At 66.1% G+C, this 19,110-nt stretch carries 17 protein-coding genes and 1 pseudogene; 1 reads left to right on the top strand and 17 read right to left on the bottom strand.

Annotation, left to right across the window (positions count from 1 at the left end; translation table 11 throughout):
* Positions 1-72: 72 nt before the first annotated feature.
* The 17 genes and pseudogenes from IMT31_RS14175 to IMT31_RS14095 form a co-directional block, all read right to left on the bottom strand.
* Positions 73-717 (bottom strand): CoA transferase subunit B, encoded by a 645-nt coding sequence (locus tag IMT31_RS14175; RefSeq protein WP_413543184.1) that lies wholly within the window; start codon positions 715-717, stop codon positions 73-75.
* Positions 714-1,517 carry a CoA transferase subunit A gene (locus IMT31_RS14170; RefSeq protein ID WP_413543183.1) on the bottom strand — a complete coding sequence of 268 codons (804 nt, stop codon included), beginning with the start codon at positions 1,515-1,517 and terminating at the stop codon, positions 714-716. Before IMT31_RS14170 ends, IMT31_RS14175 begins: the two co-directional genes overlap by 4 nt.
* Before the next feature lie 48 nt (positions 1,518-1,565).
* Positions 1,566-2,369, bottom strand: a complete 804-nt coding sequence (locus IMT31_RS14165; protein ID WP_413543182.1) for a 3-hydroxybutyrate dehydrogenase — start codon at positions 2,367-2,369, stop codon at positions 1,566-1,568.
* Between the two features lie 108 nt (positions 2,370-2,477).
* Positions 2,478-3,692 (bottom strand): acetyl-CoA C-acetyltransferase, encoded by a 1,215-nt coding sequence (locus IMT31_RS14160; RefSeq protein WP_345358366.1) that lies wholly within the window; start codon positions 3,690-3,692, stop codon positions 2,478-2,480.
* A gap of 115 nt (positions 3,693-3,807) precedes the next feature.
* Positions 3,808-5,331, bottom strand: a complete 1,524-nt coding sequence (locus IMT31_RS14155; protein WP_413543181.1) for a GntP family permease — start codon at positions 5,329-5,331, stop codon at positions 3,808-3,810.
* Between the two features lie 150 nt (positions 5,332-5,481).
* On the bottom strand, positions 5,482-6,660 hold the full coding sequence (locus IMT31_RS14150) for a PucR family transcriptional regulator (protein ID WP_413543180.1): 1,179 nt from the start codon (positions 6,658-6,660) through the stop codon (positions 5,482-5,484).
* 5 nt (positions 6,661-6,665) lie between these two features.
* Entirely contained in the window at positions 6,666-7,133 is a 468-nt protein-coding gene (locus IMT31_RS14145; RefSeq protein ID WP_413543179.1) for an SRPBCC domain-containing protein, read from the bottom strand.
* 33 nt (positions 7,134-7,166) lie between these two features.
* Positions 7,167-8,282 (bottom strand): peptide chain release factor 2, encoded by a 1,116-nt coding sequence (gene prfB / locus IMT31_RS14140; RefSeq protein WP_413543178.1) that lies wholly within the window; start codon positions 8,280-8,282, stop codon positions 7,167-7,169.
* 13 nt (positions 8,283-8,295) lie between these two features.
* Positions 8,296-8,529: a hypothetical protein gene (locus IMT31_RS14135; RefSeq protein WP_413543177.1), complete on the bottom strand. Its 234-nt coding sequence runs from the start codon at positions 8,527-8,529 to the stop codon at positions 8,296-8,298.
* An 18-nt stretch (positions 8,530-8,547) separates the two neighbouring features.
* A complete protein-coding gene (locus IMT31_RS14130) occupies positions 8,548-8,898 on the bottom strand; it encodes a hypothetical protein (protein WP_413543176.1) in 351 nt (116 codons plus the stop codon).
* Between the two features lie 574 nt (positions 8,899-9,472).
* Complete coding sequence (locus tag IMT31_RS14125; RefSeq protein WP_413543175.1) at positions 9,473-10,897, bottom strand: hypothetical protein; 1,425 nt, start codon at positions 10,895-10,897, stop codon at positions 9,473-9,475.
* Entirely contained in the window at positions 10,894-12,138 is a 1,245-nt protein-coding gene (locus IMT31_RS14120; protein WP_413543174.1) for an ATP-binding protein, read from the bottom strand. The genes IMT31_RS14125 and IMT31_RS14120 overlap by 4 nt, the downstream gene beginning before the upstream one ends.
* A 285-nt stretch (positions 12,139-12,423) precedes the next feature.
* A complete protein-coding gene (locus IMT31_RS14115) occupies positions 12,424-13,608 on the bottom strand; it encodes a hypothetical protein (RefSeq protein ID WP_413543173.1) in 1,185 nt (394 codons plus the stop codon).
* A 710-nt stretch (positions 13,609-14,318) separates the two neighbouring features.
* Positions 14,319-14,555 (bottom strand): zinc-ribbon domain-containing protein, encoded by a 237-nt coding sequence (locus IMT31_RS14110; RefSeq protein WP_413543172.1) that lies wholly within the window; start codon positions 14,553-14,555, stop codon positions 14,319-14,321.
* Positions 14,556-14,618: 63 nt separating this feature from the next.
* A pseudogene (locus IMT31_RS14105) lies at positions 14,619-14,759 on the bottom strand (zinc-ribbon domain-containing protein); the annotation flags it as partial.
* A gap of 66 nt (positions 14,760-14,825) precedes the next feature.
* Positions 14,826-16,300 (bottom strand): IS3 family transposase gene (locus tag IMT31_RS14100; protein ID WP_413542374.1). Its coding sequence is split into 2 segments (ribosomal slippage): positions 14,826-15,931 and positions 15,931-16,300, totalling 1,476 coding nucleotides; the frame shifts between segments, so codons are not numbered across the junction.
* Positions 16,301-16,358: 58 nt separating this feature from the next.
* Positions 16,359-17,477 (bottom strand): zinc-ribbon domain-containing protein, encoded by a 1,119-nt coding sequence (locus tag IMT31_RS14095; RefSeq protein WP_413543171.1) that lies wholly within the window; start codon positions 17,475-17,477, stop codon positions 16,359-16,361.
* 230 nt (positions 17,478-17,707) lie between these two features.
* Here IMT31_RS14095 and IMT31_RS14090 point away from each other — a divergent pair, with 230 nt between their 5' ends.
* Positions 17,708-19,105 carry an HIRAN domain-containing protein gene (locus tag IMT31_RS14090; protein ID WP_413543170.1) on the top strand — a complete coding sequence of 466 codons (1,398 nt, stop codon included), beginning with the start codon at positions 17,708-17,710 and terminating at the stop codon, positions 19,103-19,105.
* The last annotated feature ends 5 nt before the right edge of the window (positions 19,106-19,110 follow it).

Here is a 19,110-nt window from a genome sequence, read left to right as displayed (position 1 = left end):
GCAGGCCCGCCGGCCGGCGTCGTACCCGGCCTGGTTCAAGGCAGCGCGCGAAGAGGGGAACCCAGCGGGGCGCTAGTGCAGGGTGGCACCGGTGGCGGCCCGGACCTCGTCCTCGCTGACGCCGGGGGCGGTCTCCACGAGCACCAGACGCGGCTTGGCCGGGTCCGTCTGATGGTCCACATCCATCACGGCCAGGTCCGTGATGATGCGGTCCACCACGCCCTGCCCGGTCAGTGGGAGATCGCACCGGGCGAGGATCTTGGCCGAACCGTCCTTGGCGTTGTGGTCCATGAGCACAATCACCCGGCCGGCCCCGTGGACCAGGTCCATGGCCCCGCCCATGCCCTTGACCATCTTGCCGGGGACCATCCAATTGGCCAGGTCGCCGTTCTCGGCGACCTGCATACCGCCGAGCACGGCCACGTCGATCTTGCCGCCGCGGATCATCCCGAAGGACTGGGAGGAGTCGAAGAAGGACGCCCCCGGGTTGACCGTCACCGTCTCCTTGCCGGCGTTGATCAGGTCCGGGTCCACATCCTCCTCGAGCGGGTAGGGTCCCACCCCGAGGACCCCGTTCTCCGACTGCAGCACCACGGTGCGTCCGGAGGGGATGTGGTTCGGGATCAGGGTCGGCATGCCGATGCCCAGGTTGACGTAGGCGCCGTCCGGCAGCTCCTGGGCGGCGCGGGCCGCCATCTCATCACGGGTCCAGCTCATCGGGTCTCCTCCCCCTCGGTGCCGGCCGGAGCCTTCCGGACGGTCCGCTTCTCGATCGGCTTCTCGATGTCCGGACCGACCTCGACGATCCGGTGGACGTAGACGCCCGGCAGGTGCACCTGGTCCGGGTCGATCTCCCCCGGCTCCACGATCCTCTCCACCTGGGCGATGCACAGGGTGGCGGACATGGCGGCCGGTGGCGCGAACTGCCGGGTGGCCTTGTTGAAGACGAGGTTGCCGTGACGGTCCGCCATCGAGGCATGTACGAGGGCGAAGTCCGAGACGATCGACTCCTCCAGCGCGTACTCCTTCTCGCCCGTCTGGCCCATGGTGAAGGAGCGGATGTCCTTCGGCGGGGAGGCCTTGGCCACCGTGCCGTCCGAGTGGTATCTCATCGGCAGTCCGCCGTCGGCCACCTGGGTCCCCACACCGGAGCGCGTGTAGAAGGCGGGGATGCCGGCACCCCCGGCGCGCAGCTTCTCCGCCAGGGTGCCCTGCGGCACCAGCTCGACCTCCAGCTCGCCGTCCAGGTACTGGCGCGCGAACTCCTTGTTCTCCCCCACGTAGGAGGAGACCATCTTGGAGATCCGGCCGGCTCCCAGCAGGATGCCGAGTCCCCAGCCGTCCACCCCGCAGTTGTTGGAGACGATGGTCAGGTCCTTCGCCCCCTGGTCCTTCAAGGCCTCGATCAGCTGGATGGGATTGCCGGACAGGCCGAAGCCGCCCACGGCCAGCAGGGAGCCGTCCGGGATGTCCGCGACGGCCTCGGCCGCCGACGCCACCGTCTTGTCCAAACTCATGGTGTACCTACTCTCTTCCTCGTGTGGTCTCGTTGGTCAGGGTGCCGGTCACTGGGCGGTCCAGCCGCCGTCCATGGTGTAGGAGGCTCCCGTGGCCATGCCGGCGGCGTCCGTGGCCAGCCAGACCACGAGCGAGGCGACCTCGTCCGGCTCGGTCAGCCGCTTGACAGCCGAATGCGTGAGCATGATCTTCTCCAGCACCTCGTCCTCGGAGATGCCGTGCGTCCTGGCCTGGTCCGTGATCTGCCGCTCCACCAGGGCGGTCTTCACGTAGCCCGGGTTGATGCAGTTGGACGTCACGCCGTGAGGGCCGCCCTCCAGGGCCGTCACCTTGGAGAGCCCCTCCAGCCCGTGCTTGGCGGAGACGTAGGCGCTCTTGAAGGCCGAGGCGCGCAGCCCGTGGGCGGAGGACAGGTTGATGATCCGCCCGAAGCCCCGCTCATACATCCCCGGCAGCACGGCGCGGGTCAGCAGGAACGGGGACTCGAGCATGAGCCGGTGGATGAGGCGCCACGCCTTCGGGTCGAACTCGTGGAGGGGTGCCACCCGTTGGATGCCGGCGTTGTTCACCAGGATGTCTGTGTCCAACTCCAGCTCGTCGAGCGCCTCGGTGTCCGCCAGGTCAGCCGCCCAGGCGCTGCCACCGACCTCAGCTGCGAGCGCCTCGGCCGCCTCGACGTCGAGGTCCGCCACGGTCACGGTGGCGCCGGCTGAGGCCAGGGCGCGCACGCAGCTGGCGCCGATGCCGGAGGCCCCACCCGTCACCACGGCCCTGCGACCGGCCAGCACGCCGTCACGGAAGATGGAGGCCCCGTGCTGGGGCCGCTCCTGCGGGGTCGGTGCATCGGACATGGTGGCGCCTGCCTTTCGTGGGTGGGTTCTGCGGGGTTCTGCGGGGTGGCAGGGGGCAGTCGGTGGGTGCCGGGCAGCGGTTGGCTGTGTGTGTGGGGGGGCCGCCGGCTAGAGGCTCAGCAGCAGGGCCTCGCCCTGGCCGCCTCCGCCGCAGAGGCTCACGGCGGCACGTCCACTGCCACGCCGGGAGAGCTCCAGTGCGGCCGTCAGGGCCAGCCGCGCGCCGGAGGCGCCGATGGGGTGGCCCAGGGCGATGGCCCCACCGTGGATGTTGGTCTGTTCCGCCGGGTAGTCCAGGTCCTTCAGTGACTGGACCAGCACGGCACCGAAGGCCTCGTTGATCTCGATGAAGTCCAGCTCGCCCACGGCCCAGCCGCCCTTGGTCACAGCCGCCTTGATCGCGTTGGCCGGCTGGGAGTGCAGGGAGGAGTCCTCCGGCCCGGCGACCTGGCCGGCGGCACCGACGGTGGCCAGGATGGTCAGGCCCCGCTCCTCGGCGAAGGCCCGCGACGTCACCACGAGGGCCGCACTGCCGTCCGAGATGGGAGAGGAGTTGCCGGCCGTGATGGTGCCGTCCTTACTGAAGGCCGGGCGCAGCTTGGCCAGGGACTCCACGGTGGTGTCCGGGCGGATCCCCTCGTCCGCCGAGACGACGATCGGCTCGCCCTTGCGCTGCGGGATCTCGATCGGTGCGATCTCCGCCTCGAACACTCCGGCCTCCTGTGCCGCGGCAGCCCGCTGGTGGGAGGCGGCGGCCGGCTCGTCCTGCGAGGTGCGGTCGATCTGCCGCTCGGTGTTCCCGCCCTCCGTCAGGTCCCCCATGGATTCCTTGCTCAGGGCATCCGTGAGACCGTCATACGCCACCGAGTCCAGCACCGTGGTGGGGCCGTACTTGTACCCCTGGCGCGCGCCCATGAGCAGGTGCGGGGCATTGGTCATGGACTCCTGCCCTCCGGCCACCACCACGCTGGCCTCACCGAGGCGGATCAGCCGCGCTGCGTCGATCACGGCGGTCAGCCCGGACAGACAGACCTTGTTGACGGTCACCGCCGGCACGTCCCAGCCGATCCCGGCTGCCAGAGAGGACTGCCGGGCAGGGTTCTGCCCCTGCCCGGCCTGGACCACCTGGCCCATGATGACCGAGTCGACCTCCCCGGGCTCAACCCCGGAGCGCTGCAGGGCGTTCCGGATGGCGTGGGCCCCCAGGTCCATGGCGGTCAGGGAGGCCTGCTGGGACAGCAGCCGGGTGAAGGGGGTCCGTGCTCCACCGACGATGACAGCGTCCTGAGCGGAGGCGGCGGGGCTGGTTGTGGGGCTGGTCATGGTGATTGCTCCTCAGTAGATCTGTGGGTTGCTGCTCAGCCTAGGCGAGGCGTCGGCGTCGGCGTCGGCGTCGGCGTCGGGTCAGGGTGGACAAGGGACGGGTCAGGGAGTGGTCTCAGAAGGCACCGAACAGGGCGACGATGCCCAGGAGCACCGCCACGGCCATGATCGGGAAGACGATGGTCACCATGGCGATGTCCTTGTAGGACTGCCGATGGGTCATGCCGCAGACCAGCAGGAGGGTCACCACGGCGCCGGAGTGCGGCAGGGTGTCCAGGCCGCCGGCCGCGATGGCCGTGAGCCGGTGCATGGCCTCCGCGCTGGCGCCCTGCTCGATGGCCATGGCGTTGAGGTCTGATCCGAAGGCGTTGAGGGCGATCGTCATGCCGCCGGAGGAGGAGCCGGTGATGGCGGCGGTGACCGAGGTGGAGAGCACCGAGGTCACCAGGGCATTGCCGCCGAGGTTGAACACGGCGTCACGGACCACGGCGAAGGCAGCGACCGAGGCCACCACGGCCCCGTAGCCGACCTCCGAGGCGGTGGAGAAGATCGGGAGCATGGAGCCCTTGACGCCCTCGCTGAAGCCCTGCTTCAGGGAGCCGATCCGGCGGACGTTGATGGCCATGATGAGCAGGATGGCCACCACGAGGGCGATGACCACGGCCCAGATGCCGGCGCGGGTGGACAGCTCCACGCCGCCGAACCTCTCCTCCTGGAGGTATCCCCAGTCCAGGGCCGGGAACACCAGCAGGGTGCAGGTGAAGTTCACGGCGATCACGGCCAGCAGCGGCAGGAAAGGGACCACGTGGTTGGACGGTGTCAGTGCCGTGGCTGGCGTACCCCCGGACGAGGTCTCGGTCCAAGAGCCGGTCTCACCGTCGTGGCGTTCCCTCTCGGCGGTGGCAGCGGCCGCGCCCGGGCCGTCGCCGCGGCGGCGGATCCCACCGGAGCCGGCCCCGGGTGTGGCTGCCGCGAGCACTCCCGCATCCGGGGTGTCGGCGAAGTGCTCGCCCTTGGCGATGAGGGACTTGCGGCGGTATTCGAGCCACAGCATGCCGCCACCGAGGATGATCACCGTCCCGATGAGGCCCAACCCCGGGGCGGCGAAGGTGCCGGTGCCGAAGAACTGGCCGGGGATGATGTTCTGCACCTGCGGAGAGCCCGGCAGCGCGGTCATGGTGAAGGTGAAGATGCCCAGGGCGATGGTGCCGGGGATGAGCCGCTTGGGGATGTCCGCCACCCGGAACAGCTCCCGGGCCAGCGGGAACATCACGAAGGCCACCACGAAGAGGCTGATGCCGCCATAGGTCATCAGGGCCGAGGTCAGCACCGTGGCCAACAGCGCGTTGCGGGCACCGATCCACCGGGTGACGGATCGGGCGATGGACTCGGCGTAGCCGGTGGTGGTCATCAGCAGCCCGAAGATGGCCCCGAGCAGGAAGACCGGGAAGTAGCTGGCCACGAAGCCGGCCAGGGCGGGCATGAAGATCTCGGTGTAGGAGGCCAGGATGGGCGCCCCGGAGAACACCAGTGCCACCACGGAGGCGATCGGTGCGGCGATGACCACGGGCATGCCGCGGTAGGCCAGCGTGATCAGCAGGGCCAGGGACAGGATGATCCCGACAATCCCCAGAAGCATGGATGTCACCTCTCGGATGCGTGGGAACGGCCGCTTCGGCCGTGGCCTGCCGGTGCAGACCCACCCCACTGCGTGACAGGGATCACGATCAGATCGAGGCGACATCCACCAGCATGAACCCGAACAGGGAAACCGGCTACGTCCGGGACTTCAACGCCGAGGCGGCACTTTTGTAGCTGGCGACGAAACGCGGTGGGCCGCCAGCGCCCACGAGGCCTCGATCAGCGTCTCGAGGTCATGGAGGTTGCCGCCGGTGAGCTCGCGGTACCGCTTCAGGCGGTACCGCAGCGTGTTCACGTGTACGGGGATCGAGGCGGCGGCATGCGGGATGTTCAGGCCATGGTCCAGGTAGGCATTCAGCGCCTCGATCACCAGCTCACCGAACGTTCCCTCCTCCAGCACGGGGACCACATGCTTGTCCAACAGCAGCCGCGTGGTCTCAGGGCTGGAATGGATGCCCATCCGCCAGGACAGGGCCTCAAGGTCCACGACGCCGGTCCGACCCACCCGCTGGGCGGCCTCCAGGACCCGGGAGGAGACGGTGAAGGACTCCCCCACCTCCGTGAGGGGGACGGGCGAGCCGAGCGCGATCGTGAGCCCCCGCGCCTCGGCCGGGGAGCCGACTCCGTCCATCAGGATCCCGACGGCGCCCTCACCGCGCGGCGCGGTCAGCATCCTCACGCCGGCCCGCTCGGCCCAGTCCTGCAGCCGATCGGCCGGATCTGCGGCCGCCCCTGGATTCGCCAGGGCACGGACCGCGCGGACCGGCCGGTCCAGGGGGATGTCATAGGTACCCGCCCCGGCCACCAGGGCGGTGCGGTCCAGCCCACCGATCACGGCGTCACGGATCCAGTGGGTGCGGCGGGCGGAATCGGCCACGGCCCGGGCGATCGAGCGGTCCCGGTGGACCACCACGGCCTGCGTGGTGAAGGTGTCCCCCAGGGTCCACAGCAGGGTGCTGAAGTCCAGCGCCCGTTCCGGGGGAACCCCGTGCCGTGGGGCCAGGTCCAGCAGGTGGCGCAGGATCACGGACATGGACAGGCGGAAGCCGGCGAGCACACTGACGATGGACACGCCCTGGCCCATGCGCTCCTCCATCAGCGTGCGCGGCTCCTCGATCTCCTCGGGGCCCGGGGCCCGGCCCTCCTGAAGGGTACGGATGCTCAGGGCCAGGTTGCGCCGGGCGGAGTCGCGGACGGAATCGGCGGGGATGTCCTCGTAGCCCGGGACGGTGGCCCGCAGCTCGGACACGGTGTCCTCGAGGATCGAGGTGTCCTGCTCCAGGTCAGCCAGCAGGGCGCGCAGGCGTTTGGCCCCGTCACGGTCCACCGCGACTACCTCCCCGACTCCGCGAGCACGGCCAGGCGGTCGATGGAGCCCATCAGGCGCTCCGGGGTGTGCCAGTTGGCGCGGGCGAAGCGGGACTCGTCCGCCAGCTGCCTCCAGTCATAGGTGTGCCGGACCAGGGTGGTGTCCTGCGAGTGCGGCTCCAGTTCCCAGCGCCAGAGGTGACCGCGGGGCTCCTCCCCTGCCGGTGCGGGCAGCCAGGCGATGCGCTCGGCCTCCTCGAACTCCACGACATGGTTCTCCCGGCGCTGCCCGTTGGTCAGCTCCATGGTGAACACGTCCCCCACGGAGGTGACGCGTTGCCCGGCCGGGGCCTCGGCCAGGTTGTCATTGCCGTCCCACTCGGGTTGGCGGGCCGGGTCGGCGATCAGCGCGAAGATCTCCGACGCCGGCGCGCGCACGGTGCGCTCGGCGGTCACGATGCGTTCGGAGACAGGGGGCAGGGAGGCGTCCATGCCCCCAGTCTGGCACCGATGGGCGGCGGGGTATCAGTCCTCGTGGTGCTTGGCTCCGGCGCGCCAGCGGATGCCGGCGTCGATGAAGCCGTCGATGTGCCCGTCGAAGACGGAGGAGGGGTTGCCCTCCTCATGGTTGGTCCGCAGGTCCTTGACCATCTGGTACGGGTTCAGCACGTAGGAGCGCATCTGGTCACCCCAGGAGGCCTTGACGTCCCCGGCCATCTCCTTCTTCTTCGCGTTTGCCTCGGCCTCGCGCACCAGCAATAGGCGGGACTGCATGACGCGCAGGGCCGCGGCGCGGTTCTGGATCTGGGACTTCTCGTTCTGCATCGAGACCACGATCCCGGTGGGGATGTGCGTCATGCGCACCGCGGAGTCGGTGGTGTTGACGGACTGACCACCGGGGCCGGAGGACCGGAAGACATCGATCTTCAGCTCGGCCTCGGGGATGTCGATCGAGTCGTCCGACTCGATCAGCGGGATGACCTCCACGGCGGCGAAGGAGGTCTGGCGGCGGCCTTGGTTGTCGAAGGGACTGATCCGCACCAGGCGGTGGGTGCCGGCCTCCACGGAGAGGGTGCCGAAGGCGTAGGGGGCCTTGATCTCGAAGGTGGCGGACTTCAGCCCGGCCTCCTCGGCGTAGGCCGTGTCCATGACCTTGGTGTCCCAGCCGCGCTGCTCGGCCCAGCGCAGGTACATGCGCATCAGGATCTCCGCGAAGTCAGCAGCGTCCACACCGCCGGCGCCGGCGCGGATGGTGATGACCGCGTCCCGCTCGTCATACTCGCCGGAGAGCAGGGTGACGATCTCCAGGTCAGACATCGTCTTGCGGATGGCCTCGAGCTCCTTGGCCACGTCATCCCGAGCCGCGTCGTCATCCTCCTCCGCGGCCAGCTGGACCATGACCTCCATGTCATCGATCCGCTGCTCCAGGCGGTTGATGCGCTCCAGCTCGTGCTGGCGGTGGGAGAGCTTGGAGGTGACCTTCTGCGCCGCCTCCGGGTCATCCCAGAGATCCGGGGCGGAGGCCTCAGCCTCCAGCCGGATAATGTCCGCCCGGATCTGGTCCATGTCCGAGACCTGCTCGATGTTGGACAGCGTGGAGCGCAACTGCGCGATTTCTGCGGTGTAGTCAGTCTCAGCCATGGTGGGGTCCAGCCTACAGCGCAGCCGCCTCCCCGGACTCACCGGAGTGCACGTAGGCCAACAGGGCAGGATCCGAGGACCGGAGCACGTCCATCTCCTCGCCGCCGTCACAGGTCATCAGGGACAGGATGACCTCCTCCCCCGCCGGCTCCTGTGTGTCCAGGCGCCGCCGTGCGGCCACCCGCCATGTGCCGCCGGACTCCTGCCAGCGGAGCAGGCGGTCCAGATCGGGGTGAGGTTCGCTCATGACGGCACCCTATCCCCGCTACCGGGTGAGGGCGGTCCGGGACGAGCTCTCGGCCACCACCGTGACGCCCTGGGGCACGATCCAGTTCACGACCGGTGGCCGGGCCGTGGCCGTCAGCACCACGTCCACCGTCTGCCCGCCGTCCCCCACGGTGACCGACTCCACGCTCAGTCCCTCGAAGCGGCTGCGCGCCCCGGCCGCGGCCAGGTAGCCGGTGACGGCTTCGGCGGCGGCCGCGTCGTCCAGAATCGGCGCGTTGTCAGAACCCGCACCCTCCTCCACCGCCATCGTGAAGCTGTCGGCGGCCGCCATGGTGGGGCCGTCCGCGGCCGAGAGGAGCTTGCGAGCCTCCAGGTTGATGGTGGTCACGGCGAGGATCACGGTGGCATCGAGAATGCGATCACTGAGAACTACCCGCAACTCAGGACGGTGATCGATCAAGATCGGCACCGGCGAAACAGCCGACAGGGGCGCTAAGGAGTCAGCAGCATTAAGGCACTGCCCGACCTGATCGTCCCACTTAGGCAGGCCAGCTTCGGCCTGATCTAGTTAAAAAACGATTCCACTACTCCTCGAAGGCCTAGGGCAACTTGGAGTCAGGTCGTTCACAGCCTTCGAGGATCCGTTTGGTGTCCCGCCGGACTTCTGCGGAGATGTGGTCTTGCAGCAAGGACATGAGGGGTTCACGTTTATGCACACTTTCCGGCAGCGTGTTCAACTGTCAAGTCCATTAGCGCGGTGTAACGCGGTTGCTGGGGTGCAAAATGCCCGGGGGCGCGGACCCGGTATGCCACCTCATGTCGTGCTGCAATGGTTCCGGTTATGCCAAGCGAACCGATCTGACGGCACCGGAGCCCGGGACTGCTTCACGATCAGGTTAAGGCGTCACCCATCCGTACAGCAGACCCCTGCTGCGGCATAGCTATGGGGTACTTGCCCGAAGTCACCAATAGATAGCCACTACCTCGGCTTCAAGGAAGTTCGCAGGCGCGTCCTCTTCGTGAGTCTCCGGTTCCCCGGTGGTAGCCAACTCGTTGAGGAACATGAGTCGAGCGACTGCGTGGTGCGTCTCGCGAAGCGTCCGCACCAGATTCCGGTCGATCCGAGCCGGTTCGGTTGGCTCGGTGAGCGACGGGGAGTTTTCGACCGCCGTGACTACTTCTTCGAACGCGCTTCGCACGATCCCGACGTCCTGTAGTTCCTCCGGCGTTGCTACGGATCGTGCAGCGTTTGTGGCAGCCTCCAACAACGACTCTCCTGAGATGTTCCGGGATGCCAGCTGGGCGAGGGCCCGTCCGAACGGTACAAGCCCTTTGTCACGGAGAACCTCGGAAGCCTCCGGGGCCTCAACCCCGTAAGCAACACTTCGAGCGTTCTCGAACAGGTAGGGGAGCTCGCGGATCTGGTTGCCGACCTCAGGGAGGAAGCGGTCGAAGACATCGGCGAGTTTCACTGGTGACCATGAGGTCTGGATCCCAGACCTGGAGAGCCGAGCGTAGACGGAGTAAGCCGAGCCGGCGAAGAGCACGCGGCGGACATCCTTCCAGTACAGGGGAAGCTCCGTCACTCCCGCGAGGTGCACCTCACTAACGTCGCGGTCAAGCTCGCTGCCGCCCGCGATCATCGACACGTCGACAAGCCATGAAACGTCGTCCACCACGACGAGACGGTGGCTCGTCACTCGGGCTTGGAGGGGCACCAGGTCAACGAGAAGGCGAGAGAGCATTTCAAGTACCCGCTGCACTTCTCCCACGGCACTCTCCTCAATGCCGAACATCTCGGCGCGCCCTTCGACGAGGTCGATCATTGATGACACAGCCGTCGTGAACTGGTAGCTCCACTCAGGGCTGAGCTCGACTTGGACCTCGACGACATCCCCGCGGATGAGGTCTTGGGCGCGCACTGCGCGGTGTTGCTTCTCAAGCTTAGGGAGGTGGTGTGCCAATGCCGCCGCGGTGGAAACTGCTGCCGGCTTGGGGCGATCTGGCTGATCTTCGACCGAGACCCTCAGGTCCGTGTCGCCGATCCGTAGGCTGCGGAAGGTGCCTTGGGCCACGGCACGGCGCACCACTTCCTGCGACGTGGTTCGAGAGGATGTTGATCGCATGGACATGCCTACCCCGGGCACCGCGGGCGTCGACGGGAGCGTGAGCGAGGTGCCCGCGTCGGACGAGTTGGTGGTGCTGAGGGTGTCCTTGAATGACTCGGGCACCGAGCCGTGCCGAGCGGCCACCAGGCTGGTGACGCTGGTCTCGTCGAGGTAGACGAACTCGCGGCGCTTATGCTTCCACTCCTGGGCCTGACGTCGCCGCCGCCATGCGCGCCCAACTGCGATGAAGGGTGCTTTAACGATGGTGGGAACGCTCATTTGCGTCCCTCCTGCCGTCGGGACACGTCTCGGTTGCGAGCGGCCCGAACTAGTCCGGCAGCAACGTCTTCAGCACAGAGCTCATCTCGTTCGTCGACCACCGCAAAGACACCGGCCTCGGTCCAGATCATTGCCAGTTCTGCCGCGCTCCAACCGTCGGTGGTTTCGACCAAGACTCGCCAGTTGGCATGCTCGGCACCGCGCACCCCGCGGGCCGATGCCTGCAGGATCTTCAGCCGGTCTTCGGGGCTTGGGTGACCTTCGAACTCGAGTTTGAATGTAAGCCGCCCTGGTCGGAGCAGTGCGGAGTCCAATGCGCCGGGCAGGTTGGTCGAGGCAATCACTAGCACACCGTGGCTGGCCTCGAACCCGTCAAGGGCGGTCAGGAACTGCCCGACGAAGCGGCTCGCATACTCCGGCGCATCATCTCCCCGACTGGCCACGATGCTGTCAAGTTCGTCAAAGAAGAGGATGGCTGGCGCGTGCTCCTCGGCGTGCCGGAACAGCGAACGCAATCGCTGCTCACTCTCACCGACCCACTTGTTGATGATCTCCGGCCCGTCGACCAAGTAGAAGCGCGTGCCAATTTCCTTGCTCAGGACGCGAGCGAGGTGCGTTTTGCCCGTGCCCGATGGGCCGCTGAAGAGGATGCCCTTTACGGGGTTAACGCCGATCTGCTGAAGCCGCTGCTCCGGGTCGAGGGCGACGCGCGCCAGCTCAAGCGCTCGCTCGACCAGGGCGCGTGAACCACCAAAGTCGGCCAACGTGACATCACCCGGATCTACGACGAAGCTCGCGGGGTCGAGATCGTCCTCGGCCCGGCCGAACCGATCGATGGGCTCGCTGCTCAGCATGGGTCCGGGTCGCCCGTCCACATCGACGGCAATTGTCTGCCCCTTGATGAAGGGCTTCGTCTCCCGCTGCGCGAACGTCTGGAGCCTGCCGTTCAGTTCAAGCACGGCAGTCGATCCGTCCTCGCTGATCAAACTGACAGTTGCAACGTCTCCACCGCGCACCAACCAGTCTTCTTCAGACAGCAATTTGACCGTGTTGTCATCGTCGGCTTCGTTGGGAAAGTAGAGAATCTGGCCCGCCTCAACGTTGTCGACCAACGAGCGGCGGAACCAACCCGACGCGCCATCGCGACGGTCGAACCAAATCCGGTCTGCCTCCTCGTCAACCCGCCGCACTCGCAGAATCGAGCCGTAACTGACGTCTACTTCGTTCCCAGAGACACTCACGACCAGGAGTCTACTTGCGGGCTCCGACAACCCCGCCCGGCGGGCGCGTGCTCACGATGCATTCCATGCCATGGGCCCTGTCCCCTATCGGTCGTCACCTTGGTCGTCGGCATTTCTGGACGTCTTGCGGAACATCGGGCCAGCGTCCGCGGCGGTTTGATGAAGTCACCTGCCCCGGACGACACGAGCGAGACAGTGTTCTAAGCCCCGGTCATCCGCGAAGAGCCACGGTTCGACTCGCGTCCCATTCAGGAGATGTCTACGAGAGACGCAGGAAACGCCGAACTATGGCCGAGTCTGGTCGTCCGCGGGTACGTCCAGCCCGGCAAACCGGCGCGCGTCGTCGCGCATGGCCTCCAGCACCGCGAAGTCGCTCAGCACGATCTCGGGCTCGGAGGTGTGCGTGACCTTCAGCTGCCGCATCCGCGCGAGCATCTCCTGATCGGACAGGCTCTCCAACCAGGACGCGATCTGCTCGGTGCTTGGCGCGTCCTCCAACTGCCCGATCGTCTCGACCATGTCGCGGCGTACCGTCGCCGCGCCGAGGCTGTCGTTGTACAACTGCGCCGCGGAGACCGTCGATCCGGCCGACAGCGCTCTGCGCTCGTCGTCGTGCCCGATGGCGATCTTGTATCGGGTCGGCAGCGCCGGTAGCGGCGGTAGCGGCGGCTCGAAGCCGGCGATCAGCCGCGGGACCGCCTGCGTGCGGACCCAAATGGCCAGCTCTTCCAGTTCCTTCATCAGCACAGGCCAGCGGTCGGTGCCAGGTCGGTTGATCCCGATCGTCGGGAACAGGGTGACCGGGATCTGCGTGCCCCTGGGCGTCTCGGCGATCACATCGCCCACCTGCAGTGGGACTTCTGGACGGCGATCGAGGTCGCCCATCGATCGGGGCATCTGATCCTCGCGGTACACCGCAGCGAGGCGGACGGCCGTGATGGCCGGCGCGCGGTGCTTGGAATGGTTGGTGTGCAGTGCCAGAAGCGCCATGGGGTGGTTCTGCGAGTCCTTGGTCCGGTGCAAGGGCTGCAGACCGTTGATGCGCGTCAGCAGGTCGCTCCCCTGTCGCAGGGACGGCGGACCGTTCTTCGCTCGGCCCTTCACCCACGCCTCGAACGACTCATAGGTGCGCGCGGCCGGCATCTCGACGAGCTTTGCCGCCTTCTCGTCCAGCGCGCCGTCACGGTGCTCGATCTCGGCGAAGAGCGTGTGCTCGATGGCGTTCCGCAGCGCCACCATAGCGTCGGCGACGAGCAGCGGCACCTTGCGCGGGATCGGGGCCATGTCGGCGACAATCGTTTGGCTGTGGGTGACCATGGGCACCTCGCGGAGGTGGATGATTCCCTCAGGCTGGCGCTGGTAGTCGAAGAGGATCTCTGCCGCCTGGGCGATGACCTCATCGACGTGGGTCAGCGTCGCGGCGACGCCGAGGTGATGGTCCGGGATCCAGGCGTAGCTCGATCTCGTCATGGCGATTCCTCCGACGTGCTCGTGCCGTCGAGAATCCGCCGCACGCGGTCAAGGGCGTCTTTGCTGAACGTCTGGCCCTGGAGCTCGTTCTTCGTGTCGCGGTGCTCTGGCATGGTGCACCTCCTCGTCATCCAGCTTACGAACTCGGCGCGCTCCTCCAAGCCTGACCCCGACCATGGGCGGGCCGGGCGGAGCCCTGCGGGACGCGCGCAGCGCGGCCCTTGCTGTTGTCCACAGCTCTGGCGCACGGAGTTGTGAGTGGCGAGGATGGGCAAATGGGCATGGACGAGCAGCGGCCGATGAGCGCCGCGCAGAAGGCGGTGGTGATGCGGCCGATCCCCGAGGTCGCCGCCGGCCACGCAAGATCGCGTCACTGCGCCCCAGGCTTGGCGATTCGAGCTCCTAACATCCGACCCCGCAAATCCGCCCTACCGGTTGAGCGGAACAAAACAGGCTTGGGTGTCGCGCCGGCATCGCGAAGGCTCGGCTTCTGTCCCCAACTTGCAATAGGGGGTGTGCAACCACGACCATGACATCGCCCCACGTCAGACCGGATATAATGCTGTCTCACCAGCAGTCGAGCACTCCCCCGCATGTTCTGGCCGGCCATCAGTGGCAGGGTGCAGATCTTGGTCAACGCGTCTGACGCACTGTTGGCGTGGAGAGTACACATCCCCGGAAGGCCGGGGATCGCTCACACACACTGCAGACTACTGCTCCAGCGGGGGGAAAAGCTCATCTATATGGTCCGTCGGCTTAAGATCGCGCTTCTTGTTGCGGCGGCTATTGGGACACGCCTGGCAGACCATCCCCTTGGTGCGACTATCGACGGTGTCTTGGGTTGCATGGCCACGAGGACACAGCCACCAAACCACCTTGCGAGAATGCGGAGTAACAAGCTCCGGGGTGAGTTCCCCGTTGAGAGTGGGGTGCCACTGATCTGCCAAGGCAGGCTTCCTGACCGCGAGCGATGTCTCAGGCGTGACGTATCGGCCGGAGCACTTGCCGCATCCGGTGCCCTTACCCGTGCGCTGACCAATCTTGGCTTGGTAGCTGTGTCCTTTGGGGCAAAGCCACCACACCCGCCTTCCAGAGGCAGGAGTTACGCCCTGTGGGGTCAGGTTGCCATTGAGGGTGGGATGCCACTCGTAGGCAACGTTGGGGTGCGTCGCTAAGAGTGATCGTTCGCCATACCGGAACCTGTCAACCTTGTTGGGTCAGTTGCTGAGCTGAATTGTTGAGTTTGTCGGTGCGGGCTGGTTCTCCTGTGGGATGGGCTGGTTGATCCACGCGGTTCCGGGCAGATCTTGCGGTACTGGCCGGTGGCGGACGAAGCGTTCGGGGTGGGCGGCGTAGGCGCTGGTGAGCACCTGGGCACGGTGGTCCTGCACCATGGCGGCCCGGCCGTGATGGACGTCGAACGGTGTATGCATCGCGATCCCGGAGTGGCGGTGCTCGAGGTTGTACCAGCGGTAGAACTCGGCGCAGAAGGCCCGGGCCTGCTCGAGGGAACCGAACTGCGCGGGGAACTCGGGCCGGTACTTCAAGGTCTTGAATTGCGCTTCCGAGTAGGGATTATCGTTCGAGACGTGCGGCCGGGAGTGGGACTTGGTGACCCCGAGATCGGCCAGCAGGAACGCGACCGGCTTGGAGGCCATCGAGGAGCCGTTGTCGGCATGGATGGTCAGCTGGTCCCGGTCCACGCCTTGCTTGGCGATGGTCTCAGCCAGCAGCCGCTCGGCCAGGGCCGCGGACTCCCCGGTGGCGACCATCCATCCGACCGTGTATCGGGAGAAGATGTCGATGATCGAGTACAGGTAGTAGTACGTCCACTTCGCCGGCCCGCGCAATTTCGTGATGTCCCAGGACCAGCATTCATTCGGCTCGTGCGCGACGAGCTCGGGCTTGGTACGGGCCGGGTGGGTGGCCTGGGCCCGTCGTTCGCGGACCTCTCCGGTCCGGCGTAGCAGCCGGTACATGGTGGAGACCGAGCACAGGTAGGTGCCCTCGTCCAGCAGCACGGCGTGGCTCTCGGCCGGGGCCATGTCCACGAACCGCTCCGAGCGCAGCACGGCCAGCACCCGGGCCTGCTCGGCCTCGGACAACGCCCGCGGCTGAGGTTTCGGCTCCCGGGCCGGACGCTCAGGTGCCGGCGTGGTGCGGTGGTGGCGGTAGTGGGTGGCCCGGGACCTGCCCACCGCGGCGCAAGCGGCCTTGACCCCGACCAGGGGCGTGAGCTCGGTGATCGTCTCGTCGATCATCGCTCGGGCCTGTGCTTGCTGCTGTCGGTCGAGAGCTGGTCCAACAGCGCCGAGAGTTTTCCCTGGATCGCGATGACCTCCCGCGCCTTGGCCAGCTCGGTGGTGAGCTTCTCGTTCTCCCGGCGCAACCGGACCGCCTCCTTCTGCTCGGCGTTGGCCGGCTCCGCCCCCGAGGCCCTGCCCAGCGCCTGCAGCGCCCCCTTGTCGCGCTGGTCCCGCCAGGAACTGATCAGCGAGGTGTACAGGCCCTCCCGACGCAGCAAGGCGCCCTTGCCCTCGCGGTCACACGCCTCGTACTCGGCCAGGATCTGGGCCTTGTACCTTGCCGTGTACGTGCGCCGACGCGCCTTCTCGGGTACTTGCGGATCCGGGACCTCGTCCATGCCACCAGACTGCCCCAACCGGGCCGGTGACGTCATCGTCATACTCATACCAGGGAACTCCTCCCCGCCCTCTACGACACAGAACCCGACCATCCGGGTGTCTCACTCAAGGTTGACACAGAGGGTACTCACCGTCACGTAATTTACGGATTAGGCGCTGCGCCTCGAGTTCCGCGCATAGCGTTCCAGAAGCAATGTACGCCTTCGCGTCAGCGGAACCTTCGCTAGTCAGTAGGTCATGATCGACAAGCTGCCGCAAGACAGCCAGGGCCACCTCGAGCGCTTTTGGGGCGCGCGAAACTGTGACATCCAGAGGATCCAGGGAAGTTAAAGGATGTTCCCGCACGCGAATAATGGTGTATCCCACTTGTCGGAGCCGCTCACTCTTCTTCCGGTCCTTCTGCACCTGGTTGCGATGCCAGTGCCAACCATCGAACTCCACGGCAATATCGCCGAACACCATGTCCACCCGCAAGAGCAAGCCACGCCCGTCGGATGACGCCACTCGGTGGTCAAAGACCTGTGGCTGCATATGCGGCGCCAGCACGGACTTGAGCTCTGCGAAGACCTCAATGTCCAGAATGGAAAGGCCGACCAACCCACAGCGCTCGCATCCGTGGTTGTTGGCAGTCCTCTTAAAGACCGCCGTCTTCCATTCGTGACCCTCCTGACATTGCCACCAAACTCGATGGCTGGCGCCGGAGGTCACCTGGTCCGGCCTGAGGTCGCCGTTCTTCGTAGGGTGCCATTCCGCTGCGATCTCGGGAAAGCGTGAGGCGAGGTCGTTACCGTGGCCCACCTTTTGGTTAGCGCAGTATGGGCACCCCGCCCGAATGGTGCCGGTTCTGTTGGCCAGGACAGCTTCCCATTCATGTCCGCAGGCTCCGCGCCACCACACCTTCTTGTTGGACCGGGGAAGGAACATGTCCGGCGTCTGATCACCGTTCTTAGTAGGGTGCCACTCGTTAGCTAAGGCGGGGTATTGGCTGGCGAAGTCATTGCCGTAGCCCACTTTTCGTTGGCCGCAGTACGGGCAACCGGTCCCAGCGACACGGCTATAGATTGCCGCTGGCCACGCATGCCCTTCAGAACATACCCACCAAGCCTTGGTCTTGGTGCCCGTACCAACATCATCAGGCGTCAGGTCTCCGTTCCTCATGGGATGCCACTGCTGGGCCAGGTCAGGGCGCCGTTGACGGAGGGTTGCACCACGGGGTTGGGCCATAATTCGCGGATCATAGCCTATGGACCCAGCAGCGTCGAGGGATGTGTCATATGGCCGGGTGGGACACTGACACGTCACGACGCCGTTCAGGGATGCACGCTCTCAAGATCGCGCGCAGGAACCTTTCAGACACACTTCACGTGTGCGGAACTTGAGGCGTTCTCTAAACACCCCTAGTCATAGGGTGCTTCACTGAGATACTGGTCTGTAGCCACACCTGAGGGGGAACAGTGAACGAAGAAGCCACAGACCGCGAGTACGTGGTCCCTGCACGCGGATGGGCCAACAAAGAGGTGGCGGGCGAGTTCCACTACTCCGATGCCATTCTGGCTCTACTTCCCCGCCTGCCGTCTAACGGCGACCCCGTTGAGGCTGAACTACAAGTCGACCTCGTTCCAGAAAAGGACAACCCGCACGATCGCCGGGCCGTCTCAGTGCGTTCAGATGGAAAGGTCCTGGGTTATTTGCCTAGAGAGATCGCCGCTGACTACGCACTGCCTGTGCAGCGAGTCGTGGCCTCAGGTGCTCGGGTCAGAGCCGCTGCCTCGGTCTATGCCTATAAGAACCAGTGGAAGGGTGAGCCCGAGCTTCAGATGCGGGTTGCCTTGCCCGATCCAGAGATGATGGCCCCCGTCAATGGCGGGTACCCAGCGAACACCACAGTCCTTCCGTATGGCCGCTCTTACCAAGTCACCAAGGAAGAAGACCATTTCGACCACTTGTTCGACTACGTGCCGAGCAATGGGTCTGGCATGGTCATCCTGACGATGCATCGCAAAGACACGATGCTGAAGAATGGGACCAACCGAGAGATCATAGAACTGCGCCTGGATGGCGAGCGCGTCGGAGAACTGACTACGGTTACGTCCAAGTACTACCTGCCGCTCGTCCAGCACGCACACGACATGGATCGGACCATTGGAGTCTGGTCCAAGTTGACCGGTTCAGGTCTCGCCGCCGAGCTGACAATTCACGGAGCGAAGTCCAACGAGGTCACGGACCAGTGGTTGCGGTCCATGCCGATCCTGCCGCACCTGGTCCCAGAGGCGCACTCCTATGATGTTCCCCCGGCATACTCCGGCAAGATCTCCAAGAGTGGACGCAAAACCTCAACACCACGGCCCGTGACGACGATCCGCAATGAGCCTGCCTCTGAGCAGCCTCCACGTGTGCCGACAAGCTCCCCAGCGCCTAACCCGAGTGGGGAGACCATCCACCGGTTGACTGAGCTATCCGATGAGCCCGGCCAGCCGCTGGCGGTGGTCGACGACGTTGCCCTCCTGGGCTTCAAGGGGGATGCGAAGAACACTGTCCGATACTCAGTCAAGGGCAAGCGAGTCGAGGTACACGATTCGGATCGCAAGTCATCACCCAAGACCATGCGCGGTGGAGCGACCGCAGCCCTAACGATCCTGATCGTCCTGGGGCTCATCCTCGGAGCCGTCCCGGGCATCGGCCCCGTCCTGCTGGTCGGGGCAATCGCGTTCGGCATCTACCTCTTCATCCACATGAGGCGGGTATCCAGAGCACTGGAGGCTGAAATCGAGATTGATGCCCAGGTCAGGCTTCAGGCTGGTATGAGCCTGTTGGAGGTCGGCCGTCAGATGGGGCCCAAGGGCAGCACCTAGATCCC

It is taken from the genome of Citricoccus nitrophenolicus, from assembly GCF_047305825.1.
In the GTDB taxonomy this organism is placed as follows: domain Bacteria; phylum Actinomycetota; class Actinomycetes; order Actinomycetales; family Micrococcaceae; genus Citricoccus; species Citricoccus nitrophenolicus.
The sequence above is the reverse complement of the archived record's forward strand: the minus strand, read 5'-3'. Positions and strand labels throughout refer to the sequence as shown.